This is a genomic window from Providencia sp. PROV119, from assembly GCF_028482435.1.
In the GTDB taxonomy this organism is placed as follows: domain Bacteria; phylum Pseudomonadota; class Gammaproteobacteria; order Enterobacterales; family Enterobacteriaceae; genus Providencia; species Providencia stuartii.
In genome coordinates this window covers 60,248-81,402 of sequence record NZ_JAMPQL010000019.1, presented here as the reverse complement: position 1 = coordinate 81,402, position 21,155 = coordinate 60,248, and the positions used below count along the sequence as shown (strand labels likewise).

Below are 21,155 nucleotides of genomic sequence, written 5' to 3'. Positions count from 1 at the left end.
GAAGTGGTTAAAACCAGACAGTATACAGTGGGGTAGGCCTCCAACAGCGGTAAACCCAACCCCAGAGCGCAACTCATCTTAATCGATAACTAACTGAAAGAGATGAGCTTTGAGGTGGGCAGCCACTACATCCTCACCCGCCAAGCCGGACAGTTGATAATCCGGCTGAGTGAGGAGTGATGCGGCTTATAAGCCCTATTCATGAGTAGGGCTTATATTTTAGTTAGTTATGTTTCAATTTTTTCAATATCCAAAGACCTACCGCACTTACACTACCACCTATTATGCTAAGTTTGATCAGGCTCCATAATTCATCAATATTAAAATCAAACTCTTTTCCGTTAATTATAAACAATATAATATCAATAATTACCGAAGAAACTAAACTTGCAACAAATATGACAAGTATAAATAACGGCAGAAAAATTAATAAAAATCGAAAATTATTCATTTTTATTTCCCTGTGTCATTCTTAATTTCATCATTAATTTTATTATTTTTTTCTGTTACTACTGAGCTGGTAATATTGCCGGCTATGCCAGGTCTTTGAGCTGGTGATAAATCTTTTGATAACCCTAATTGCCCTTTATTCGCATCACCTTGTAATTTAGGGTTATATTTAGGATCAAAACCATTAGTTTTATGAAATCCCCATTGATTACCACCCCACTTTATGAGACCACCTAGTCCATAACCAATTCCTGAACTAATTCCAGACGTTCCAGCGCCTAGCAATGGATCTTCACCTTTTAATTCACTTGAAACACCACCGCCTAAGGCATTCCACCCTATAACACCATAGACAGTAGAATTTTTAGTAATTCCACCGATGTGAGTAGCAATGAGTACATCGGTGTAGTTGACTGGTTTATCGCCAAATAACTGAATTAAATAATTAGCGCTTCCACCTATACCAGCAACAATAAGTCCTGTTCCTGAGTATAACCCCAATCCAGTAACGCCAGCGGCATGTCCCGATGTTTCAAAATTACCGTCATTAATACCTTTAGCAATTTCCGCTTTACAATTTTGATCGCAATCTTTTATATCAGCAAACCAGAAACCTAGATTTCCACCGAGCCCAGCACCAGACATTGAGTTATTCTCAACCGTCGTTTTGCCTGCCTGACCGGCATTCGCCGCACTTGACGTATCACCGCCAACTAAACCGCCCGCAATACCGGCTGCCAGACTCGCAAACGCACTCACCGTCGCCTTTTCCTCTTCGGTAAGCTGGCTAGCATCTTTCTTATACAGCTCTTTCGACAACATACCAACCGCTTCGGCGATCATCGTTCCTAACGATTGTGCTCCTGCATTTTCACCTTTTGCCAGCGCTAATGCAACATTCGCAATACCGTGGGCCGCAACTTTGGCTTTATCATCTTTTACCTGCTGACCAATATAGTTCGCAATATACGGCACACTGGCATTCGCCACCGCTTTGTTCACATCACCATTTACTAACTCTTGGATTAACGCCGTACCTGATTCGACTATGCGCCGTTTGTCTCCACCGACTTGCCAGCCAGAGTCGTTGATTTCAGCCTGAATAGCATCCTCTCGCGCTTTCCCCATCAAAGTAGGATGATTTTTATTCACCGCTTCTGCTCTTTTTCTTTGTTAAAAATCGTATTCAGCTTCTTATGGGTATTCACTGTCATTTAAAGAAAGCGAACATAAGCCGTAAAATGAACTGAAGTTTGAAACGTCAAACAGATAGATGAAGAAGAGTTAAAATCAGTGACATCGATTTTTGGATGCGTTGATTTTAAAACATCAGGCTAAGCGATTGATTGGATATGATAATTAGAGATAACACCATGCTCAGGTGTGGGAACACCCCAACATGGCTAACCACGCAATCAATAGGGGTAGTCACCATGGCTAAGCGCGATTATCGTGTAAAAATACCGACAGCTAAAGAAAAAGTGGTCAAAACCAGACAGTATACAGTGGGTTACGCCCCCAACCGCGGTAAACCCAACCCCACCCGCAACTCACGTTAAGTGGTAAGTGGCTGAAAGAGATGGAGTTTGAGGGGGGGAGCCTCTTTACCCTTACCCGCCAAATCGGACAGTTGATCATCTGGCTGACTGAGGAGTGAGCGAAGTAGCTAAGGAGATCCCAGTTTAGGCTGGGGTCTCTATTTTAATCATCTGTGACTATGAAACCTTCAGTCCAACCATCACGATTCAATTTGTGAGGAAAAATACTAAAATCATCTGGATAATCAATAAAACCAGGTTGGTTTTCAACTCGCTTCTTTGCTTCTTCTGCTAGTTCCATAGTCGTGTATATTCCTATTAGTTTTTCATCCTCTGAATTCTCGTCTTCACGAATATGATATAAAAGATAAACTGTTGTCATAAATATTCCCTCAAATTACTTAGGATCTACGAAAGCCCTATCGCCCCATTTTCTTATTTTATTAAATTCTGCATTTGGCCCTTTATCATAATTTCCTTTGCCATACTTATTGTCTAATAAACGCTCAGCGAACTTATTTCCATTCTCACCAACTTTAGGCCTTTCTCCTTTAGCCCATCTAGGGACTTCTTTAGAACCTTCCTTTCCACTTATACCTAGTTTAGGTACCTTTGATTTTTCTGACAAAAGAGCTATATCGTCTAACGTCGTATTATCCGGCAAGGGTGTTATATGGGTATTATCAATACGTTCAGGTATTTGATCTCCCCCAGTGTCAGTCCGTCCTTATTCAGGTATTTGGTTACCGCCAGTATGAGTTTTAACACCGATCCGGTCGCCCCACGTCTGACCACCAAACATTCCCCTCGATAGACCTTTACCACTGATAATCTGCTCATCAATGTAAGCCACTTCAAACGGCGATAGATTCTTCATTGCCGTAGTATCGCCATTTCTTGCGGCTATAGCGGCTTCTCTGACATTTTTGATTTGATCATTTGTCAGACCAAAATTAACGCCCAACTTAGCGATTTCATTCCGGCAGCTGGTATTTTTAACACATGCAGCATAGCCTTTTTCTAAGCCTTTAGTGACTACCTTACTGACAACACTGACACTGTTATTCTCAACAACAACTCATTCCATTGCAACCCAGCCAGATAAAACCACTTTTTCCTAGTGCACTCAGTCAGTTACAAGCCGATTTCCCCAGTGCATTTTGGCATTTGGATTCGAGCTCCCCGACGTTCGTTTTTCGCCCCGGTCATCACTTTTTATCTAAGATGCAGATACGTTGAAGCTCGAAGACCAAGATATGATTTGTCATTTTTTAGATATGACAATCGCCCAAGAGAAGATTAAACAGGTGATTGCCGTCATGAAGTAAGTTATTTAAACGCGGATAAAACAGGTTGCAACCTGCTTTACCCGCTAACCACAGCAACTATACGAGGTAGTCACCATGGCTAAGCGTGATTGTCGTGTAAAAACACCGACGACTAAAGAAGAAGTGGTCAAAATCAGACAGTATACAGTGGGTTACGCCCCCAACCGCGGTAAATCCAACCCCAGCCCACAACTGATCATCAGTGGTAAGTGGCTGAATGATTTGGGATTTACGGTGGACAGCAACGTCACTCTCACTCGCCAAGTCGGACAGTTGATAATCCGGCTGGCTGAGGGTGAATGAGATCGTTAAGGAAGATCCCGACCCTGTATGGATAGGGATCTCTATCTTAGCTGCTCATTAATCGCCTTAAAAAATCGCGAGCATCCCTTTTAGCTCTACCTTTTCCTCTTAAACTTGCTTCATAGTCTTCTACTGTCAATATTTCATTTTTACTAATAGAATGGTCTATAGTTGAAAGATCAAATTCAATGACATACTTTTTATTTATTAAATATCCGTAGATTTCAACATACTGATCAATTCCTTGATATAGAATATTTGCGGAATCAATATGCGTAAATTCATTAGCTAGAAATGGAAAAATAATATTTTTTTCTATTTCCTTAAACTTTATCAATTCATCATTATTTTCATTCTTCATGTTTAATCGATTACTCCAAGTGTAGCTGTTACTAAATTTCCATGCTTGTCGGTAAGAATAGTCATTGTATTTGTGGGTTTATTGCTAAACTTATCAATTCCAATAAGTTTATCCAACGTAACTACCCTTTGGTACAATATCTCTTTCTGTCCAGTTGCTTTATTATCTGATGTTTGTATCTTACTAATCGGAACCTTTGTAACATCAGGATTTTGAAGCAATGATTTAACTTCTGATTGACTAATCGTAAATTGGCTAGCATTAGGCTTACCAGAAAAATGGCGTTTAACTAAATGTTCCCATCCAGCTTTTGCATTACCATTTTGAATATTTATACGAGACTGTGAAATAGGGTTAGCCAATTGCTCTTTATCTATTGCATGTTGAGAACCATTTGTTACTTTCGGTTTCCATACCCCACCTTCATATACAGAACCATTAGCATCGTATATCGTTTTACCATCAAACTCAGAGTTACCTTTTCCAACATTCGTAACTGTTCCATTATCTTTCGGGGGGATTACCGCTGAAAGAGATGGGCTTTAAGGTGGGCAGCCACTATCCCCTCACTTGCCAAGCCGGGCAGTTGATTATCCGGCTGGCTGAGGAGTAAGATAGCCATACAAGACTCAGTGCGGCGCTAATTTCTTTCTTTGTAAAAATATTAGCGTCTTTTATGTTCAAGATAACTGACTAAGCAAGCTACTATACTAAAGAAAAAACCAAATCCTATTCCCAAACATACATAATCTATAATGTTCTCTTTAGTAATAGAAAAAAGACTATCTTCCATTGAGTAATAGTATATTAATTCTACTAGAGTTTTTATTATTAATAGAATAAAAAAAAACATAAAAGAGAATGCAACTAAAAGTAGAATGAAATATTTAAACAATCTCATTTTTGTTCCTTGCCATTCGATTTTTTTATTTTATCTGTAACTATTTTATTCGCACCTTCCGAACCCAGAGCACCAGCGCCACTTCCAACAATACTTGGTACTACTGATACAGTTGGTGGGGCTGATATTGATGGCATTTCAACTAAATATTTTTCTTTAAGTCCATTAGACCAAGGATTGAATTGGCTATTTAAAGTATTAGTTATTCCTATTGTTCCCCAATACCCAACTGTCGATCCTACAAATGCCCCGCCCATCGAAGGCCAAGGAGATTTACCATCAATTAAACTTGAGACTCCAGCTCCTGTTGTATTGGTTGTGACGGTCCCCCAATATCCCATTCCTGGTGTGATCCCCCCTGTTAATAATGACGTTCCGAAATTTGCGTAACTAAAATCAGTATTTTCAGGGTTTTTATAAATGTTATATCCCTGCATTCCTAAGTTTGCCGTGCCTGTGGTTGTTACCCCTATCACACGATTAGCGACAGAAGTACTTCCTAACCAACTCGATACATAGAGGCTAACCGCTTTACTCATCATTGGCAAACCTAATGTAATTGTTGCTATTGCAGCCCTAAGAATTTTATTTGTTCTTTCTAAATCACTATAATTATCAATGATTGTGGTCAATTGATTGATGCTTGTTTGTGCGATATAACGATAATCTGAATTGCAGTTGCCTGAATTTAACAATGCAGTGAGTTCATTCTTTTGTTGCTCTAAATAATCTTTAGAAATTTTTGTATCTAACGCTTTTTGTAACTGTTCTTTATCCACGTTTTCAGCCATTGCGATTAGTTTCTTTTTGTCCTCATCGGTGGATGCATTATCATACTTATCAACCCAAGATGTGATTTGTTTGGCACTCAGATAGTTATTCTCAACCGTCGTTTTGCCTGCCTGACCAGTATTCGCCGCACTTGACGTATCGCCGCCCGCTAAACTGCCCGCAATACCGGCTGCTAAGCTCGCAAACGCACTCACCGTCGCCTTTTCCTCTTCGGTAAGCTGGCTAGCATCTTTCTTATACCGCTCTTTCGACAACATGCCCACCGCTTCAGCAGTCATAGCACCGAGCGATTGCGCACCTGCATTTTCACCTTTTGCCAGCGCTAATGCAACATTGGCAATACCGTGTGCAGCAACGTTGGCTTTATCATCTTCGATGTGTTGACCGATGTAGTTCGCAATATACGGCGCACTCGCATTCGCTACGGCTTTACTCACATCACCACTGGCTAAGCCTTGAACTAACGCTGTACCTGCTTCGACTATGCGCCGTTTGTCTCCACCGACTTGCCAGCCAGAGTCGTTGATTTCAGCCTGAATGGTATCCTCTCGCGCTTTTCCCATCAAAGTAGGATGATTTTTATTCACCGCTTCTGTAGCGCGAATTTTCGCCCCCGTCAACGCCACATCCGTGATTTGCTGACCTATTTCCCCAATCAACTGATTCTGCTCTATCCGCTTCTGCTCTCTCTTTCTCAAAAATGATATTCAGTTTTTCATGGGCATTCACTGTCATTTAAAAAAAGCGAGTGTGAGCCGCAAAATGAACTGAAGTTTGAAGCGGTCAAACAGATAGACGAAGAAGAGTTAAAATCAGTGACATCGATTTTTGGATGCGTTGATTTTAAAACATCAGGCTAAGCGATTGATTGGATAAAATAATTAGAGATAACACCATGCTCAGGTGCGGGAACACCCCAACATGGCTAACCAGTGCAACTAAAGGAGTAGTCACCATGGCTAAGCGCGATTGTCGTGTAAAAACACCGACGGCTAAAGAAGAAGTGGTCAAAACCAGACAGTATACAGCGGGTTACGCCCCCAACCGCGGTAAACCCAACCCCAAACCGCAACTCATCTTAATCAATGAGTAACTGAAAGATAAGAGATTTACGGTGAACAGCAACGTCACTCTCACTCGCCAAGCCGGACAGTTGATTATCCCACTGGCAGAGGGGAGTAAAACTACGTCAATATCAAGTATAGCGTTCTTTAAGTCTCACCATAGAGCGTTCTATTGTCTCTTTATTTTCTGGATGCTCAGTTATATAACTATCCTTTATGACCCGCATTAACTCAACAAATTTCTGAGGTGAAAGCGTCGAACTTTCATAGTCACCAAGGATAAAACAAGCACCATCAAACTCGCTTGGATCATCTAAATCTTGATCTAATACATATACTAACCCTTCAGAGACAACACAGCCTATCCCTCTAGATGCATCATAAATAAATTGTTGAAAACTCATTTTTTGCTCACTTAGCATGGTTTCAAGTAAATAATATAAGTCTACTCCACCACTATCTATTACGTGCTTTTTCGTATTGATTAACCAATTTATATTTATACTACTCATTGGATACTCCTAAGTGGCATTGTTATAAATGAATTACTTATCTCTCCTGTTTTAGCATCTCTCGTAACCCTAAACCAGTAACCATCAACTTTAAAAGCGTGATTGTCGTGTAAAAACACCGACGACTAAAGAAGAAGTGGTCAAAACCAGACAGTATACAGTGGGTTACGCCCCCAACCGCGGTAAATCCAACCCCAGCCCACAACTGATCATCAGTGGTAAGTGGCTGAATGCAATCGGTTTTACGGTGGGCAATCACTTTACCCTCACTCGCCAAGCTGAACAGTTGATTATCCAGTTGGCTGAGGGGTGAAGTTAGTTAAATCACTTCATTAACTATTATCCTATTTATTGTACATAAAGTAGGTCACCACTCCTAGCATTGGGCTTAATACCAGTGCTAGCTTGCATGCTTTTTTTATGTACTCAAATGAAAATGTAAATTCTGTATTCATCAGTAGCCATGTATAACTTTCTGCAAAAAAATGAAAAGACCCCCATAGCAAAAATTACAATAGCCCACATTGAAGTTAAAAAAAGAAGAAAAAATCCTTTACTATTTCTGTGCTTCATTGGCATTTTCCTGCTCTTTTTTAATTGCTTCTTGGGCTTGGCTATTAGTGATTTCAGTCGTTAAAGATGAACCTACATTCTCTCCGATCCCAGGCAGTACTGCTGGTGATAAGTCTTTTGATAACCTCATAGCCCTTTATTCGCACCACCTTGTATTCTAGGGTTATATTTAGGATCAAAACCATTAGTTTTATGAAATCCCCATTGATTACCACCCCACTTTATGAGACCGCCTAGTCCATAACCAATTCCTGAACTAATTCCAGACGTTCCAGCGCCTAGCAATGGATCTTCACCTTTTAATTCACTTGAAAGGCCGCCACCGAAAACATTCCCCCTTACGACACCATAAAGATTAGAGTTTTTAGTAATTCCACCTATGTGAGTAGCAATGAGTACATCAGTGTAATTAATGGGTTTATCTCCAGATAACTGAATGAGGTAATTAGCACTTCCACCTATACCAGCAACAATAAGTCCTGTTCCTGAGTATAAGCCCAGACCAGTAACACCAGCAGCATATCCTGATGTTTCTAAATTACCATCATTAATTCCTTTAGCAATTCCGCTTTGCAATTTTGATCGCAATCTTTTATATCAGCAAGCCAGAACCCTAGATTTCCACCGAGCCCAACACCAGACATTGAGTTATTCTCAACCGTCGTTTTGCCTGCCTGACCGGCATTCGCCGCACTTGACGTATCGCCGCCAACCGCGGTAAATCCAACCCCAGCCCGCAACTCACGCTAAGCGGTAAGTGGCTGAAAGATATGGGGTTTGAGGTGGGGAGCCTCTTTACCCTTACTCGCCAACCCGGACAGTTGATTATCCGACAGGCTGAGGGGGGATTGAAGAGCTAAAGTGGCTAAATAGCTCCCTGAATACAAAAAGGGGAGCTATTGATCGATTTATAAGTATACATTAAACATCATTTAAGCCGCTTATGATTCTTGTAAACAATGAACATATGTACGCAGCCAGTGAACACTCCTAAAGCTACACCTAAAATTATTAATTCCTTAATAACAGGAATATCAATAACAAAAACATTTAATTTCATATATCTAATTACTTCGATAATGAGCTTAAGTAATAAAAACATAACAAAAGCACCAAATGAGTAGCACATAGATATAATTAAAAAGTAATTAATTACTTTCATTCCCATCCTTTGTCTGAAGTGGTATCGTTAATTTGGCCACCTTAATAGAGGTGTTACTATACACCTCATAACTTAACAATTGATAACAATGACAAAGCAAACTCGACGTAATTTCAGTGCGGAATTTAAACTTGAAGCGGCTCAACTTGTGCTTGGCCAGAACTATTCCGTGCTCGAAGCTGCTAACGCCATGGGCATAGGTAAATCCACCCTACTCTGGACAAATGGGTTCGGCAACTAAAACAAGAACGCAAAAGTATTTTACCAAAAACCTCACCGATGACACCAGAACAAGTCGAAATTCGTGAACTGAAAAAGAAAATTGCTCGCCTTGAAGAGCATAATGAGATCTTAAAGAAGGCTACCGCCATGTAATTGAAGCTCGACAGGAAGTTATTCATTATAGTATCTTACAGTCAACTTAGGCCGCATCAATATAATGGCGGTTTAACACCCAATGAATCGGAACGATTATTTTAGAAAAGCTCTAAAACCGTGGTCAGTTTTTATTGACCACTTCACACCATGCTCAATGTGCTTTCCAACATTGCTAGCCAAGCAACTAAAGAAAAAGTTGTCAAAATCAGATAGTATACTGTGAGTTACGTCCATTACCGAGGAAAACTCAACTGATTATTATCAGTAACAACATGATATATAACCCTTTATATAGGAAGTCACTACCCTCTCACTCGCCAAGCCAGACTGTTGATTATCCAGCAAACTGAATGGGAGTAAGATTTTAAGGAAAACTTTATCAGGGCTATCCTAATCTCATAGTGCATCATGAAGTTTTTTAAACCACTCCAATATAGTCAATCCATCTTCTGAGGGTATATAATAGCAATTGTGTTCATACAAATATTTTTCAGGTAACTCTTTTCCTGACTTTATTATTTCCGATAGTTCTTTTTTTAACTTCAAAATAGATTCAGATGTTTCTCTTCTTACAAAATTATTTAATGCCTCTATATCACTAGATGCTTCACAGTCCCAATCTTGATGAAAATAACAGCCTAATAAATAATTAATTCTTTCCATATTCATCATTTCCCTACACTAGTGAGGATACGCAGTTTGAATACGATAACCATTCGGTATTAGTGGATCTTTATCTATTACAATCACTATTTTATTTGAATCAATAGATTTCGTTTGTCCTCTATAGATAACTCTACCTATAGTCCACTCCCCATTGATTAAGACATCCTAAACTAGAGTTTTCTAACTGTTTACGATAAGCCTTCGGTGGGAGGTGATTTAAACTTTAATGCGTTCGGCTAAAGTTATAATCCTGCTGCCAATACCACGCTAATTCTTTAACTTGGCTCAACGATTCAAATAAATAAACATTCAAAAACTCACGGCGGAACGAACCATTAAAACGCTCGATAAAGCCATTTTACTGTAGCTTACCGAATTGAATATAGCATAACGCTATTTGATTATTTTCACAGTAGTTCAATAAATTAACAGCAATTAGCTCTGGAGCATTATCTATGCGAATTTGTTTCGGTAGCCCTCTGTCGACTCTCAAGCGTTCAAGCACTCTAATAACTCGTTCAGCAGGCAATGACGTATCCACTTCAATTGCCAGACACTCTCGCGTTCTTTCATCAATAATATTCAATGTTCGAAATCGGCTACCACAATATAAACCATCATGCATAAAATCCAATGCCCAATGAATATTCGGTGTTTTCTCAATTATTAGTGGTCTTTTTTCACTTACTGCTAGCTAATATCGTTAGCTTCCATGCCAGAATCAGTGAGTTTTAAAATATTAACGATTTGAGTTTCAGTAAAACGGGCTTTTTTCATCATGACCTCTGCAAATTTTAGGGCAGAAAATCTAATTATAGCTGTCTTATTTTAGGGAAAGTGGACATGAACAGTAGCCTACCGAAAGAAGAAAATTAAGATGAACCACGTTCTATAACTTAAAGTTGACATTTTTAAAACCGTCATCAAAGTCATGGATAGCGATTTTAGTGTTCGCTTATCAAAAAAGCGTAAAGCTGAGTTATTCAGGAAAAAATGGGGGTAGCTGATATTACTTATTTAAACCTAGTTACTAATGCTTATTCACGAAAAAAAATCGCTGGTTATCATTTAGATGGCAACATGAAAATGAATATGGTAAAGAAATTGTTACTTCGAATCTTAAAAAGACAAAGTTCAACAATCCCTATAATCCATCACTCAAATCGAGGGCTACAGTATTGTTCATCGAACTATCTGAAAATCCATAATAATATTCAATGCTCAATGAAAGACATTTTTCATTAAACTATAAACCGCCCAATCAAGTTCATCGAGCGTTTTATACCTGAAGAGTTGTCAACCTATATCAGGGCTATTCGTGAGGTAAATAAATTAAATTAACTCCATGTATAGTTAAGAATATTCTCTTATTTAATAAATTGTGTTCAATTGCCACTGCATTAAATAGGAAAACATCGTATTATATCCATCGTTTTTTGATTCTAATACAGATGGAGTAGTAATGGAAACTAAGCAATACCCTATAAAATGGCAAAAACGTTTTGCATTTTTTGATACATATGGAGCACCAAAAACCCCTGAACACAAAGCTGCCATAAAGCAGCAACCTTATTTTGCTCGCTTTCTTATTATGTTTAATTTTTTTGCTTACTTCTTTGGACCTATCTATTTTGCAATTGTAGGATTATGGAAAAAAGCTCTAATCTTGTTAGCTATAAGCTTATGTATCACCATGCTTTTTGCAACCATTGAACTTATTATAGGTAGAGAATTCCCCAGACCAGTTTGGACAGCTATATCTCTAGGGGTATCTTTCATGTGGGGATTTACTGCAAACTATGCTTATTACCTAAAAAAAGTCAAAGGCCTTGATGGCTGGAACCCATTTGAAGGATTCAGCTTATATTAAATCAATAAGTTATCCGCTTATAACCTACCTCCAATCCCAATAGGATTTTATTCCATACAATAATGCTGCATGTAAAATGCAGCATTATAACAATAAATAAACTTGAAGATTATTTTAGATGCTTGTGAGTATCGAAATGCAGCATAAATACTCTACAAATTGACTGTGTTATAAATGAGGTATTTACAAGAATATCGTAACGGTATTCCGCCCATTCATAACCCAGTGTGCTTTAGAAAATATCGACGGCGACAATGCGGTATTTATTGTCATAGTGATATGAATATCTATTTTTTCATGCCACAGAACATCGCCAATAAATACATAAGTAAAGATGAACATTTATTATAACCTACTGTAAATAGCAATTCCTCAATGATGAAAGGACACAAATATGCCCTTCATCTATGATCAACCTCAAAAAGCATTAATAATATTAAACTAAAGATGAAAACCCTTGTACCTGTCGCCGAATAACCTCATCACCAATACGTGTTTTATAAGATAATGCAAGTGGTCTTAACATGAATGGTAGATCTTTGGTGACTTTATTACCTGCAACGCCAGTATTGCATTCCTGTACTTCTTTGTTACCGCTATATAGCAAAACACCTTGGAATAATTTTTTCTCTTCATTCGTCAACTTAGCGCCTGGCTTACTCAAACTATAACCTTGATGATAATTGATAGCTTCCCGCTTGATTTCTGCGTCCAGCATACCTGTTCTATCTTTACCACTTTTGCAATTCCAGCAAGGCACTGCACCAATTTCGTAAGCTAACATCGCGATACGTTGTGCTATTTTATAAGGCTCATTACCATCATAACGATATGATTTTTTCTTCCATATTTCCTTTATCTGCTGACATAACTCTTCTACTTTATGCCTATTACTAGCATGAGGATGTTCAGATAAATAGTGACCTACCCATCCCCCCACTTCATTATTAATAAGATAGTTACACCCTAATATTTGGGCTAAAGCGGTTTTATTTAAATTATCATTTTGGCTGATCACCTTCGGGATGGAAAATGCCAGTTCATTAACGCCAAAGTTGAATATCGCAATATCCAGTTTAACTTTAACTTCTTGGGCTTCGCCTTTCTCATTTTTGATATTCAGTTTGATAACGCCATCGTTATTTAACATCTTCCAAGCAGCAACTTGATCATCAAGCATCCCTTTCTCTTTACCTAAATATGTTAGTAAAGAGGTTGAAGCGATCCGCAATGTCACCTCTTCATGATTTAATGCTCTCTTATACAATTCAGGCTTTGCAAACAGCGCAGCCATCACGACCTCTTTTGCTCTATTTTTAGCGCCTTGTAGACGTTCGGCACTGCGCTCAGGAAGGGCGTAAGGCGATAATACTCCGTGGCGGATCCCACTAAATAAAGTGGACTGATTATTATCTTTAACCTCTGAAAGCCATAAATTAACAGCGTGAGTCGTCTCTTCTGCTGATTTCGAACAAACACCTTTCCCTTTATAGCTGTTGTCACAAAATATCTCGTGATTATCACCACAATATTTCATTTGAGATGCGGGAGTTAAGATAAATGAATATTCGCTATTTCCATAACTCAATGCTGTTTCTATTGTATGCCAATCTTTATTATTAAGATGCCTACTTAGCTCTTTTTGAAAAAGTCTCCCAACATCTTTTAAAGAGATTCTATTATTACTATTGAGCATTTCATGATGAATAATTTTAATTAATTTTTCTTCGAATTTTTTAGCCTGCAACAATTCCCTTGATTGAATTAGTCTGTTTGGTTCACACGTTAACTGCTTTAATTTATCCGATATTGTAGCTAACACTTCCGTGGATAAATCAAGGTGTTTCAATATATTTTCTGCAGTACTGAGCAGCTCCTGCTGGAAACGAATAAGATCTTTTTTATCTTGAGTTACGTTAGTGAGGTTATTTTTTCTCTCCTCTGAACTTTGACCACGAGGTAGTGTTTTTATTGCCTCTCTAACAAGCTTTTGGCTTTTTATTGTGTTGTTAACTGAATCAATATTATAAGCAAATGTCTTACTTAACTGCTCCTGCCTTCTGGATGTGACATGAGAAATTAATGGTTGGGTTTCATCTGACTTTGTTATGCAACACACACGGCTTCTCCATTGAAATAAAAATACTATTCAATCGAGAAATACCTTATAAATATATAAAAAACCGATTGTTTATTTTATTCATCATCACAATTTAAAAATAAGCTCCATCAAATTATTTGAGAAAACTCAACAAAATCCCATCATTGTCTTTAGCCAAAAGCTTAGCTAGGCTTAAAAAAGATAAACGATTATACGATGGAGCATCAAATGCCAAATATTCAATCGGATCATCACAGCTTCTTTATCTTAGCGGATGATAAACAGACTCGCCTTGCTGAAATTACCTTTGTCTATACCGGAGACGAACTCGCTATTATTGACCATACCGTCGTTGATGAAAGCTTAAAAGGGCAAGGTATTGCCAAACAATTAGTCGCAAAAGTCGTTGAAAGAATGCGTTCTGAAAAGCGTAAAATTATTCCTCTTTGCCCATTCGCCAAAGCTATTTTTGATAAAACACCTGAATACCAAGATATTCGCCACTAACCTGTTTTATTGATAAGAGGTAAAAATGAGCATACCGACCCCGAAAAATAACCTAGATTTCCAGCACATTCATGCACGTATCAAAGATGTTGGTGGGATCCCTGTCGCAAGGGTATTACCAACAAAACAACGGCGTTTAATTGGTGCTTGGTGTTTTCTCGACCATGCGGGCCCGACTGTATTTAAAGGTGACTCTGCTGGTATGCGCGTCGCGCCTCACCCACATACTGCACTGCAAACCTTCACTTGGATGCTTGAAGGTGAAATTCTACATCGGGACAGTTTAGGCTACGAACAAGTGATCCGCCCGGGCCAAGTAAATTTAATGACTGCAGGTAAAGGAATTAGCCATTCCGAAGATACCTATGGAGAAAACCGTCATTTACATGCCGTACAACTATGGATAGCACTGCCAGAAGCCGTGAAAGATATGCCCCCTCGCTTTGATCATTACCCTATTTTACCCAAATGGTCAGTTGGAGATATCGAATATCAATTACTCATTGGGGAATATGATTCTTATAAAGCCCCCACATTATCGTTTTCTTCTTTATTAGGCTTAGATATCACCACCCGCAATAGTCACTCATTATCGCTAACGCTACGCCCTGAATTTGAATATGGCATTTTTGTTATCGAAGGGGATGCGATTATCGATTCACAGCGCAGTCATCACAATGAGTTGGTCTATTTAGGCCAAGGCTTGTCGCAAGTCTCACTACAACTTTCAGCCAATAGCCACATTCTATTATTAGGTGGTGAGCCTCTGAATGAATCTGTTTTGATGTGGTGGAATTTTATTGGTCGCACAAAAGCTGAAATTACCGCAGCCGTTGCAGAATGGAACCAAGGTAGCCCTCGGTTTGGTAAAGTTATCAATGATGAACGTACGCCGACACCATCCCCCTTAATGCCATAAATATGCCAACCAAGTCGGTAAAAATGTTTATTCAATAAGTTTGATATTTGTATTGAAGTTATATCCATCAAAGATAATAAAAAGGTAGCCAATGAAGTTGCGCTACCTTTTTCTTTAAAACAAGTTAGCTCGCGGGAGTAAAGTAAATCGGAGAACCAGGACCTACGGGTAGTCCGAGTACAAATACCCAAATCACAAAGAACAGTGACCAGCCAATAAGGAAAATGATTGAATAAGGCAACATCATAGAGACCAATGTACCAATCCCGGCATCTTTCTTATATTTCACAACGATAGCCATAATTAAACCAAAATAACTCATCATTGGAGTAATAATATTGGTTACCGAGTCACCAATACGGTATGCCGCTTGGATTGTCTCTGGTGCATAACCCGCTAACATTAACATTGGCACAAAAATAGGTGCAGTCACCGCCCACTGAGCAGAAGCAGAGCCTATCATTAAGTTGATAAAGGCACAGATAATAATAAATCCAATAAACAGCACACCACCATGTAAATCGATACTGTTTAAGAAATTGGCGCCTTTCACTGCGACCACTTGCCCGATATTTGTCCAACCAAAGAAGGCAACAAACTGTGCAGCAAAGAAAATAATAACTAAATATAATCCTAGAGTACTCATTGCGTTTGCCATGGCATCTACGACATCTTTATCAGAGCGCATGGTTTTAGCGACATAGCCATATACAATGCCTGGGATCGCAAAGAAGATAAAAATGAATACCACAATGGATTTCAAGAATGGTGAATTACTGACTAATCCGGTTTCTTGATTACGTAAAATACCATTTTCTGGCACGACCATAAGGGCAAGTATGGCGGCTAATCCCCAAAAGGTCACCGATGCCCAAAACAGCGCTTTTTTCTCAAGTGGGGTTACTTCAGCATCAGCACGTAATTTATCTTCATCTTCATCAACACCGCCACCTTGGTAAGGCCCTAATTGTGGTTCAACAATTTTTTCAGTGATGAAATAACCTAAAATAGTGATTAGGAATGTACTGGCAAACATAAAATACCAGTTCGCTTCTGCCCCGACTGTATAGGTTGGATCAATAATTTGCGCAGCCTGCTGGGTAATACCAGAAAGCAGTGGGTCGACAGTACCTAATAATAAGTTGGCAGAATACCCCCCCGAAACCCCTGCAAAGGCAGCGGCAAGACCTGCTAGCGGATGGCGACCAAGTGAATGGAAGATAATCGCAGCCAGTGGGATTAGTACTACATAGCCCAATTCGGCGGCGGTATTTGACATGATCCCCGCAAACACAATTGCCACTGTCGTTAGCTTACGCGGTGCTTTGATAACCACTAAACGCATCGCCGCAGATAAAAGCCCAGCTCGTTCGGCAATCCCAACCCCTAATAAGGCAACTAACACCGTGCCAAGAGGAGCAAAGCCCGTAAAGTTAGTAACAACATTAGAAAGGATTTTACGGATACCTTCAGCGTCTAATAGACTGACAACATGAATAACCCCATCCGCAGCACGCCCTTTTGCCCCCTCTGGACGTGGATCAGCAACGCTGACTCCAAAATATTGACCAATTGCTGAGGAGACCAATAAAATTGCAGTTAAAATAATGAATAAAATGACTGGGTGAGGTAAGGCATTGCCTAACCATTCCACCGTGCGTAACAAACGGCTCCCATCTTGTTTTTTTTGTTCCATATTTTCTCCTTATAAACAAGAGAAATGGACATTACACAATGTTTTGCCATTTAGCTATTTTCAAAAATATAACGCTGATTCAACAATTTATTTATTTTTAGATTGAAACCCCATCCCTATTAAAATTTAATCATAAAATATAGAATTAAAAGTCATCATGACTTAAATAAATAATTAATTTACCCTTTAAATAAAAAACACCGATAATTAATGAAAATGTGGTTCAGATAACAGTTTTTCACTATTTACTGAGTAATTTATTCTCTTTTTAAGCGTTAAATAGCCTGACTTTTGGTCTTTTTAGTAGAAAATCACCTCCAAATATCCGTATTCATGATTAGGTTTTCCCTACTAATTACACAAAGAATAATAAACCATGTAATATTTTTATTTCCCTATTTTAGCTATCTTTATGCCATCGCTGTTATAATCAGCTTATCCTTTTCAACTAAATAAACCATTATGTCTGTTATTGATGATTGGGCAGAACGCCATATTCAAGAAGCGTTAAATAAAGGTGAGCTAAAAAATCTGAAAGGCGAAGGACAACCGCTTTTACTTGATGACGATAGCCAAGTTCCACCTGAATTACGAGCGGGTTATCGTATTTTAAAAAACTCAGGGTATTTGCCCCCCGAATTACAGTACCGAAAAGATGCACTCACGTTGGTCGATATGCTAAAAGGGCTTGCTCATGATGATCCTAATTACCAGCCTCTAAGTAAGCAACTTTCTTTATTAGAGCTCAAACTTAAACAAGCGAATATCAATACTGATTTTTTACATGGTGAGTATGAAGCGCATATCCGCCAGCGTTTTAAACCTGAATAGATAACTTGATAGCTCCTGTTCGATATTCCATAGGAGTTTTACCATAGTATTGGCGGAATGCTTGGCTAAAAGCCGAGTGTGAATCATAGCCTACAGACAATGCAACTTGCTCGATTGAATTCGCCGTCATCAGCAAGCGGCAAGCCGCTTCCATGCGCCTTTGTACAAGTAATTGCATTGCGGTGAGTTGTGTCGCCGCTTTAATTTTCCGTTGTAGCGTACTTACTGACATACAAAACGCATTCGCCATATCTTGGCAACTGAGTGGAAGATGTAAGCGTGCATCAATCCATCGGGTCACCCCATCAATCCACTGCTCTTCAGGTTTCATTTGAGCAAGCAGCAATTTTGCAATGGTCGTATGTTGTTCGAGGGGTTGAGGAAACCGCTGCAACCAATTTAATAGCCCAATAGCAGCGGGAGTTAGCGAAAAAGACGTTGCTTTGTCATCAAGTGCCCATGGAGACGTGCTTGGCATCTCTAAAACATAATTTTGGTTGCCTGATAGACCGCTAAATGCATGACTTACACCAGGTGCAATGACCACACCATTTCCCGCCGCTAATAGAAAATGCTGCCGATGCATATTAATTTCCATGCCCCCCGATAACGCAAAGACAACCTGCCATTGCTCATCGTGTTGATGAGAAATCACATCTTCGGAATATTGGCGATAATGTAATTCAGGCAATAACAAAAGCGCACTCCTCTTTACTGGTAATAGGAGGAGTATAGCCCTTTTAGGGGGAAAAATGCACTTGATCACTTAGGCAAGTAATGCCCCGTTAGGCAACGGTAGATTAAATTCAGCAAGTACTATCGCCCCTTTTTCATCCGGTGCACCTGTGATCAAAACCTCTGATTTAATACCGGCAATACGTTTAGGCTCAAAATTACAAACACATAAAACTCGTTTGCCGATCAGCTCCTCAAGGGTGTAATTTACAGTGATCTGTGCACTTGAGCGCTTCACACCTAATTCACCCAGATCGACGTCCATCACGTAGGCGGGTTTTTTAGCTTTACTGTTCACTTCTGCTTTAATAATTGTGCCAACGCGCATTTCAACGCGAGTAAAATCATCCCATTCAATGAATTGCATAAACCTTACCTGAACTTAGTTATTAATAGACTTTTAGGCTAACACAAAATTGAAATAGGCTTTTATTGCTAAACACGCATTTTTTGTCGCCAAACTGTCATGGAAAATGATACAGATTGATTGGTCGATTTTATTTTAGTTATTCAGATAGTTATAAGTACTATAAACCGATAATAACCTGCCTGCTTTTGATTACCCGCTGTTTTTATATATCCAAAATTGGCTTTATAGAGTGATAAAGCGCTAAAATATATCAGCGAAGCATCCATTCACACTAGAGAAGGTTTAATTATGTCGAATCAATATAAAATTGGTGTCATCGTTGGCAGTCTACGCACAAACTCATACAACCGCCAAGTTGCAGAAGCCTTAGTGAAGCTTTTCCCTGATCATTTCACATTTAACTTTCTCGATATCAGTGAGCTTCCTTTATATAACCAAGATGCCGATAAACAGCTACCCAGCGTTGTCGCTAACTTTAAATCACAAATTGCCGAGTGTGATGGGATTATTTTTGTCACGCCTGAATACAACCGTTCAATCCCGGGTGTATTAAAGAATGCGATTGACCACGCATCGCGCCCTGCGGGGAATAATTCATGGAATGGTAAACCAGCAGGCATTTTAGGGGTATCAACAGGCAATATCAGTACTGCAATTGCGCAGCAGCACTTACGTATCTGTCTAGCATCTTTAAATATGCCAACCATGAATCAACCTGAATGTTATTTGAAATGGTTTGAAGGTATGGTTGATGAACAACATAATTTTGCGCCGAAAAGCCAAGCATTTATTCAGGCGTGGGTGGATACTTATTGCCAGTTTGTTATCCGAAATGTTGCCAACTAATTGAGTGATATAAGAATAAACAACATCTACTTTTATCGGCTATAATCCGTATTAACAACAAAAAAGCACCGTAATTATGAAGTACTCCCATAACGTTGGGGGCTTCATTACGGTGCCTTTTGGTTTGATTAACGTCCTGCTTTTAACTTCTGGAAATACTCTTCATAAATAATGTTGGTATTGCCAACATCACTTTGCCATTCCCCTTTTTGCAATACCTCTTCACTTGGATAAAGAGACGGGTCATTAGCAATTTCCGGTGGTAGCATTTTCTTCGCTTCAAGGTTTGGCGTTGGGTAACCAATAGATTCGGCAACTTGTGCTGCAATATCAGGACGTAATAAGAAGTTGATCAACTTATGTGCCCCTTCAGGGTTTTTCGCATTGGCTGGAATAGCTAAGCTATCCATCCAGAAAATTCCCCCTTCTTTTGGCCAAATCACTTCAATCGGTAAACCTGCTTGGCGAGCAACAAAGGCTGAGCCATTCCACAGCATGCCGACATCAACCTCACCTTCGATAAACGGCGTTGCTGGGTTATCAGAGTTAAATGCAAGGATATTTGGACGTAGTTTTTGTAACTCTTTATAAGCCTCTTCAATCTCTTTAGGATCGGTTGTGTTACCTGAATAACCGAGTTTTGTGAGTGCAACTTGGAATACTTCTCGTGCATCATCCATCATTAACAGGCTATTTTTATATTCAGGTTTCCAAAAATCGGCCCAAGAGGTGATTGAGCCTGGGTCAACGGCCTCACCATTAATACCGATCCCCGTCGCTCCCCAAATATAAGGAACGGAAAAATCATTTTGTGGATCGAACTCTTTATACAGTAAATTTGGATCTAGGTTTTTAAAATTACTTAGTTTTTGTTTATCGATTTTTTGTAGCATCCCCTCTTTACTCATTTTAGAAATAAAATAAGTAGAAGGAACGACCAAATCATAAGCCCCTTCTTTATAGGTCTTAAGCTTGGTGTACATACTTTCATTTGATTCGTAGGTGGAGTAAATCACCTTGATCCCAGTTTCTTTAGTAAATTGCTCTAATAAACCGGGGGGAACATATTCTGTCCAGTTATAGAAATACAGTACGTCTTTATTTTCGTCTGCGGCGGTTGCCGTGCCAATACTTGCAGCCATTAAGCCAGCCGCTAGTAGATAGGACCATTTTTTCATTACTGAGCATCCCTCAACAAAGTGTTTTCTTATACTCGCCATATTTCAAGTGACCATTAATGACTTTATTTAGC

General features: G+C 39.2%; 29 protein-coding genes and 3 pseudogenes. 12 read left to right on the top strand and 20 right to left on the bottom strand.

From position 1 onward, the window contains the following. Positions 1–223 precede the first annotated feature (223 nt). Positions 224–451: a hypothetical protein gene (locus PSF11_RS15455; RefSeq protein ID WP_014657423.1), complete on the bottom strand. Its 228-nt coding sequence runs from the start codon at positions 449–451 to the stop codon at positions 224–226. 2 nt (positions 452–453) lie between these two features. After that, the gene (locus PSF11_RS15450; protein WP_145928229.1) at positions 454–1,602 is read right to left on the bottom strand and encodes a VENN motif pre-toxin domain-containing protein; all 1,149 of its coding nucleotides are present in this window, start codon (positions 1,600–1,602) and stop codon (positions 454–456) included. A gap of 281 nt (positions 1,603–1,883) precedes the next feature. Here PSF11_RS15450 and PSF11_RS15445 point away from each other — a divergent pair, with 281 nt between their 5' ends. Then, positions 1,884–2,009: a type I toxin-antitoxin system SymE family toxin gene (locus PSF11_RS15445; RefSeq protein WP_225829604.1), complete on the top strand. Its 126-nt coding sequence runs from the start codon at positions 1,884–1,886 to the stop codon at positions 2,007–2,009. 142 nt (positions 2,010–2,151) lie between these two features. Here the strand turns inward: PSF11_RS15445 and PSF11_RS15440 are convergent, their stop codons facing one another. The 3 genes from PSF11_RS15440 to PSF11_RS15430 form a co-directional block, all read right to left on the bottom strand. Continuing rightward, entirely contained in the window at positions 2,152–2,370 is a 219-nt protein-coding gene (locus PSF11_RS15440; RefSeq protein ID WP_036942883.1) for a DUF7336 domain-containing protein, read from the bottom strand. A gap of 15 nt (positions 2,371–2,385) precedes the next feature. Next, positions 2,386–2,616, bottom strand: a complete 231-nt coding sequence (locus PSF11_RS15435) for a hypothetical protein (protein WP_052127989.1) — start codon at positions 2,614–2,616, stop codon at positions 2,386–2,388. 99 nt (positions 2,617–2,715) lie between these two features. After that, positions 2,716–2,952, bottom strand: a complete 237-nt coding sequence (locus tag PSF11_RS15430) for a hypothetical protein (RefSeq protein WP_036942880.1) — start codon at positions 2,950–2,952, stop codon at positions 2,716–2,718. A 439-nt stretch (positions 2,953–3,391) separates the two neighbouring features. On the opposite strand from PSF11_RS15430, the gene PSF11_RS15425 reads away from it, so the two are divergent. After that, entirely contained in the window at positions 3,392–3,619 is a 228-nt protein-coding gene (locus PSF11_RS15425) for a SymE family type I addiction module toxin (RefSeq protein WP_036942877.1), read from the top strand. Between the two features lie 46 nt (positions 3,620–3,665). Here the strand turns inward: PSF11_RS15425 and PSF11_RS15420 are convergent, their stop codons facing one another. The 3 genes from PSF11_RS15420 to PSF11_RS15410 form a co-directional block, all read right to left on the bottom strand. Continuing rightward, the gene (locus tag PSF11_RS15420; protein WP_036942875.1) at positions 3,666–3,980 is read right to left on the bottom strand and encodes a hypothetical protein; all 315 of its coding nucleotides are present in this window, start codon (positions 3,978–3,980) and stop codon (positions 3,666–3,668) included. Positions 3,981–3,982: 2 nt separating this feature from the next. Next, the gene (locus tag PSF11_RS15415) at positions 3,983–4,342 is read right to left on the bottom strand and encodes a hypothetical protein (protein WP_196712842.1); all 360 of its coding nucleotides are present in this window, start codon (positions 4,340–4,342) and stop codon (positions 3,983–3,985) included. A gap of 535 nt (positions 4,343–4,877) precedes the next feature. Next, on the bottom strand, positions 4,878–6,371 hold the full coding sequence (locus PSF11_RS15410) for a VENN motif pre-toxin domain-containing protein (protein ID WP_225829605.1): 1,494 nt from the start codon (positions 6,369–6,371) through the stop codon (positions 4,878–4,880). Between the two features lie 30 nt (positions 6,372–6,401). On the opposite strand from PSF11_RS15410, the pseudogene PSF11_RS21200 reads away from it, so the two are divergent. Next, a pseudogene (locus PSF11_RS21200) lies at positions 6,402–6,549 on the top strand (helix-turn-helix domain-containing protein); the annotation flags it as partial. Between the two features lie 79 nt (positions 6,550–6,628). Then, positions 6,629–6,766 (top strand): type I toxin-antitoxin system SymE family toxin, encoded by a 138-nt coding sequence (locus tag PSF11_RS15405; protein ID WP_145928228.1) that lies wholly within the window; start codon positions 6,629–6,631, stop codon positions 6,764–6,766. Positions 6,767–6,868: 102 nt separating this feature from the next. Here the strand turns inward: PSF11_RS15405 and PSF11_RS15400 are convergent, their stop codons facing one another. Next, a complete protein-coding gene (locus PSF11_RS15400) occupies positions 6,869–7,249 on the bottom strand; it encodes a hypothetical protein (RefSeq protein WP_072502737.1) in 381 nt (126 codons plus the stop codon). 136 nt (positions 7,250–7,385) lie between these two features. Between PSF11_RS15400 and PSF11_RS15395 the strand changes: the two genes are divergently transcribed. Then, complete coding sequence (locus tag PSF11_RS15395) at positions 7,386–7,562, top strand: SymE family type I addiction module toxin (RefSeq protein ID WP_072197233.1); 177 nt, start codon at positions 7,386–7,388, stop codon at positions 7,560–7,562. A gap of 243 nt (positions 7,563–7,805) precedes the next feature. Here PSF11_RS15395 and PSF11_RS15390 read toward each other — a convergent pair whose 3' ends face one another. From PSF11_RS15390 to PSF11_RS21355, 3 genes are read right to left on the bottom strand one after another with little or no spacing between them, the layout of a single operon-like run. Next, positions 7,806–7,952: a hypothetical protein gene (locus tag PSF11_RS15390; protein ID WP_158514050.1), complete on the bottom strand. Its 147-nt coding sequence runs from the start codon at positions 7,950–7,952 to the stop codon at positions 7,806–7,808. Beyond that, complete coding sequence (locus tag PSF11_RS15385) at positions 7,949–8,398, bottom strand: hypothetical protein (protein ID WP_072502736.1); 450 nt, start codon at positions 8,396–8,398, stop codon at positions 7,949–7,951. Before PSF11_RS15385 ends, PSF11_RS15390 begins: the two co-directional genes overlap by 4 nt. After that, entirely contained in the window at positions 8,356–8,562 is a 207-nt protein-coding gene (locus tag PSF11_RS21355; RefSeq protein ID WP_072502735.1) for a VENN motif pre-toxin domain-containing protein, read from the bottom strand. Before PSF11_RS21355 ends, PSF11_RS15385 begins: the two co-directional genes overlap by 43 nt. Here PSF11_RS21355 and PSF11_RS15380 point away from each other — a divergent pair. Beyond that, positions 8,524–8,682 (top strand): SymE family type I addiction module toxin, encoded by a 159-nt coding sequence (locus PSF11_RS15380; protein WP_105874310.1) that lies wholly within the window; start codon positions 8,524–8,526, stop codon positions 8,680–8,682. The genes PSF11_RS21355 and PSF11_RS15380 overlap by 39 nt on opposite strands. Positions 8,683–9,072: 390 nt before the next feature. Then, positions 9,073–9,344: pseudogene (locus tag PSF11_RS15375) on the top strand (transposase); the annotation flags it as partial. 414 nt (positions 9,345–9,758) lie between these two features. Here PSF11_RS15375 and PSF11_RS15370 read toward each other — a convergent pair. From PSF11_RS15370 to PSF11_RS15365, 3 genes and pseudogenes are all read right to left on the bottom strand, one after another. Further along, on the bottom strand, positions 9,759–10,025 hold the full coding sequence (locus PSF11_RS15370; protein WP_127891332.1) for a contact-dependent growth inhibition system immunity protein: 267 nt from the start codon (positions 10,023–10,025) through the stop codon (positions 9,759–9,761). A gap of 18 nt (positions 10,026–10,043) precedes the next feature. Continuing rightward, on the bottom strand, positions 10,044–10,166 hold the full coding sequence (locus PSF11_RS21350) for an RNase A-like domain-containing protein (RefSeq protein ID WP_223854879.1): 123 nt from the start codon (positions 10,164–10,166) through the stop codon (positions 10,044–10,046). Further along, a pseudogene (locus PSF11_RS15365) lies at positions 10,159–10,710 on the bottom strand (integrase core domain-containing protein); the annotation flags it as partial. The gene PSF11_RS21350 and the pseudogene PSF11_RS15365, both read right to left, overlap by 8 nt. Before the next feature lie 780 nt (positions 10,711–11,490). Between PSF11_RS15365 and PSF11_RS15360 the strand changes: the two are divergent. Further along, positions 11,491–11,898 (top strand): DUF2628 domain-containing protein, encoded by a 408-nt coding sequence (locus tag PSF11_RS15360; RefSeq protein WP_004917310.1) that lies wholly within the window; start codon positions 11,491–11,493, stop codon positions 11,896–11,898. 436 nt (positions 11,899–12,334) lie between these two features. Here PSF11_RS15360 and PSF11_RS15355 read toward each other — a convergent pair whose 3' ends face one another. Then, positions 12,335–14,017: an inositol phosphate phosphatase SopB gene (locus tag PSF11_RS15355; protein WP_072502734.1), complete on the bottom strand. Its 1,683-nt coding sequence runs from the start codon at positions 14,015–14,017 to the stop codon at positions 12,335–12,337. Between the two features lie 198 nt (positions 14,018–14,215). Between PSF11_RS15355 and PSF11_RS15350 the strand changes: the two genes are divergently transcribed. Both PSF11_RS15350 and PSF11_RS15345 read left to right on the top strand, forming a co-directional pair. Beyond that, positions 14,216–14,506, top strand: a complete 291-nt coding sequence (locus PSF11_RS15350) for a GNAT family N-acetyltransferase (protein WP_004917316.1) — start codon at positions 14,216–14,218, stop codon at positions 14,504–14,506. Positions 14,507–14,531: 25 nt separating this feature from the next. Next, complete coding sequence (locus PSF11_RS15345; protein WP_004917318.1) at positions 14,532–15,425, top strand: pirin family protein; 894 nt, start codon at positions 14,532–14,534, stop codon at positions 15,423–15,425. Between the two features lie 124 nt (positions 15,426–15,549). On the opposite strand, the gene PSF11_RS15340 is transcribed toward PSF11_RS15345, so the two are convergent. Further along, the gene (locus tag PSF11_RS15340) at positions 15,550–17,121 is read right to left on the bottom strand and encodes an AbgT family transporter (RefSeq protein ID WP_004917320.1); all 1,572 of its coding nucleotides are present in this window, start codon (positions 17,119–17,121) and stop codon (positions 15,550–15,552) included. Positions 17,122–17,583: 462 nt separating this feature from the next. On the opposite strand from PSF11_RS15340, the gene PSF11_RS15335 reads away from it, so the two are divergent. Beyond that, positions 17,584–17,952: a DUF1992 domain-containing protein gene (locus PSF11_RS15335; RefSeq protein ID WP_004917323.1), complete on the top strand. Its 369-nt coding sequence runs from the start codon at positions 17,584–17,586 to the stop codon at positions 17,950–17,952. Here the strand turns inward: PSF11_RS15335 and PSF11_RS15330 are convergent. After that, positions 17,939–18,649 (bottom strand): helix-turn-helix transcriptional regulator, encoded by a 711-nt coding sequence (locus PSF11_RS15330; protein WP_014657412.1) that lies wholly within the window; start codon positions 18,647–18,649, stop codon positions 17,939–17,941. The two genes, PSF11_RS15335 and PSF11_RS15330, sit on opposite strands and share 14 nt — an antisense overlap. Before the next feature lie 69 nt (positions 18,650–18,718). Continuing rightward, the gene (locus tag PSF11_RS15325; protein WP_004917327.1) at positions 18,719–19,054 is read right to left on the bottom strand and encodes a tRNA-binding protein; all 336 of its coding nucleotides are present in this window, start codon (positions 19,052–19,054) and stop codon (positions 18,719–18,721) included. Positions 19,055–19,345: 291 nt separating this feature from the next. Between PSF11_RS15325 and PSF11_RS15320 the strand changes: the two genes are divergently transcribed. Next, on the top strand, positions 19,346–19,903 hold the full coding sequence (locus tag PSF11_RS15320) for an NADPH-dependent FMN reductase (RefSeq protein ID WP_072502733.1): 558 nt from the start codon (positions 19,346–19,348) through the stop codon (positions 19,901–19,903). Between the two features lie 128 nt (positions 19,904–20,031). Here PSF11_RS15320 and potD read toward each other — a convergent pair whose 3' ends face one another. Continuing rightward, positions 20,032–21,081, bottom strand: a complete 1,050-nt coding sequence (potD, locus tag PSF11_RS15315) for a spermidine/putrescine ABC transporter substrate-binding protein PotD (RefSeq protein ID WP_014657409.1) — start codon at positions 21,079–21,081, stop codon at positions 20,032–20,034. Between the last annotated feature and the right edge of the window lie 74 nt (positions 21,082–21,155).

Coding starts and splice junctions, on each gene's coding strand:
- PSF11_RS15455 (WP_014657423.1), bottom strand. CDS start 451: ATGAATAATTTTCGATTTTTATTAATTTTTCTGCCGTTATTTATACTT.
- PSF11_RS15445 (WP_225829604.1), top strand. CDS start 1,884: ATGGCTAAGCGCGATTATCGTGTAAAAATACCGACAGCTAAAGAAAAA.
- PSF11_RS15440 (WP_036942883.1), bottom strand. CDS start 2,370: ATGACAACAGTTTATCTTTTATATCATATTCGTGAAGACGAGAATTCA.
- PSF11_RS15425 (WP_036942877.1), top strand. CDS start 3,392: ATGGCTAAGCGTGATTGTCGTGTAAAAACACCGACGACTAAAGAAGAA.
- PSF11_RS15420 (WP_036942875.1), bottom strand. CDS start 3,980: ATGAAGAATGAAAATAATGATGAATTGATAAAGTTTAAGGAAATAGAA.
- PSF11_RS15405 (WP_145928228.1), top strand. CDS start 6,629: ATGGCTAAGCGCGATTGTCGTGTAAAAACACCGACGGCTAAAGAAGAA.
- PSF11_RS15400 (WP_072502737.1), bottom strand. CDS start 7,249: ATGAGTAGTATAAATATAAATTGGTTAATCAATACGAAAAAGCACGTA.
- PSF11_RS15390 (WP_158514050.1), bottom strand. CDS start 7,952: ATGAGGTTATCAAAAGACTTATCACCAGCAGTACTGCCTGGGATCGGA.
- PSF11_RS15370 (WP_127891332.1), bottom strand. CDS start 10,025: ATGGAAAGAATTAATTATTTATTAGGCTGTTATTTTCATCAAGATTGG.
- PSF11_RS15360 (WP_004917310.1), top strand. CDS start 11,491: ATGGAAACTAAGCAATACCCTATAAAATGGCAAAAACGTTTTGCATTT.
- PSF11_RS15350 (WP_004917316.1), top strand. CDS start 14,216: ATGGAGCATCAAATGCCAAATATTCAATCGGATCATCACAGCTTCTTT.
- PSF11_RS15345 (WP_004917318.1), top strand. CDS start 14,532: ATGAGCATACCGACCCCGAAAAATAACCTAGATTTCCAGCACATTCAT.
- PSF11_RS15340 (WP_004917320.1), bottom strand. CDS start 17,121: ATGGAACAAAAAAAACAAGATGGGAGCCGTTTGTTACGCACGGTGGAA.
- PSF11_RS15335 (WP_004917323.1), top strand. CDS start 17,584: ATGTCTGTTATTGATGATTGGGCAGAACGCCATATTCAAGAAGCGTTA.
- PSF11_RS15325 (WP_004917327.1), bottom strand. CDS start 19,054: ATGCAATTCATTGAATGGGATGATTTTACTCGCGTTGAAATGCGCGTT.
- PSF11_RS15320 (WP_072502733.1), top strand. CDS start 19,346: ATGTCGAATCAATATAAAATTGGTGTCATCGTTGGCAGTCTACGCACA.
- potD (WP_014657409.1), bottom strand. CDS start 21,081: ATGAAAAAATGGTCCTATCTACTAGCGGCTGGCTTAATGGCTGCAAGT.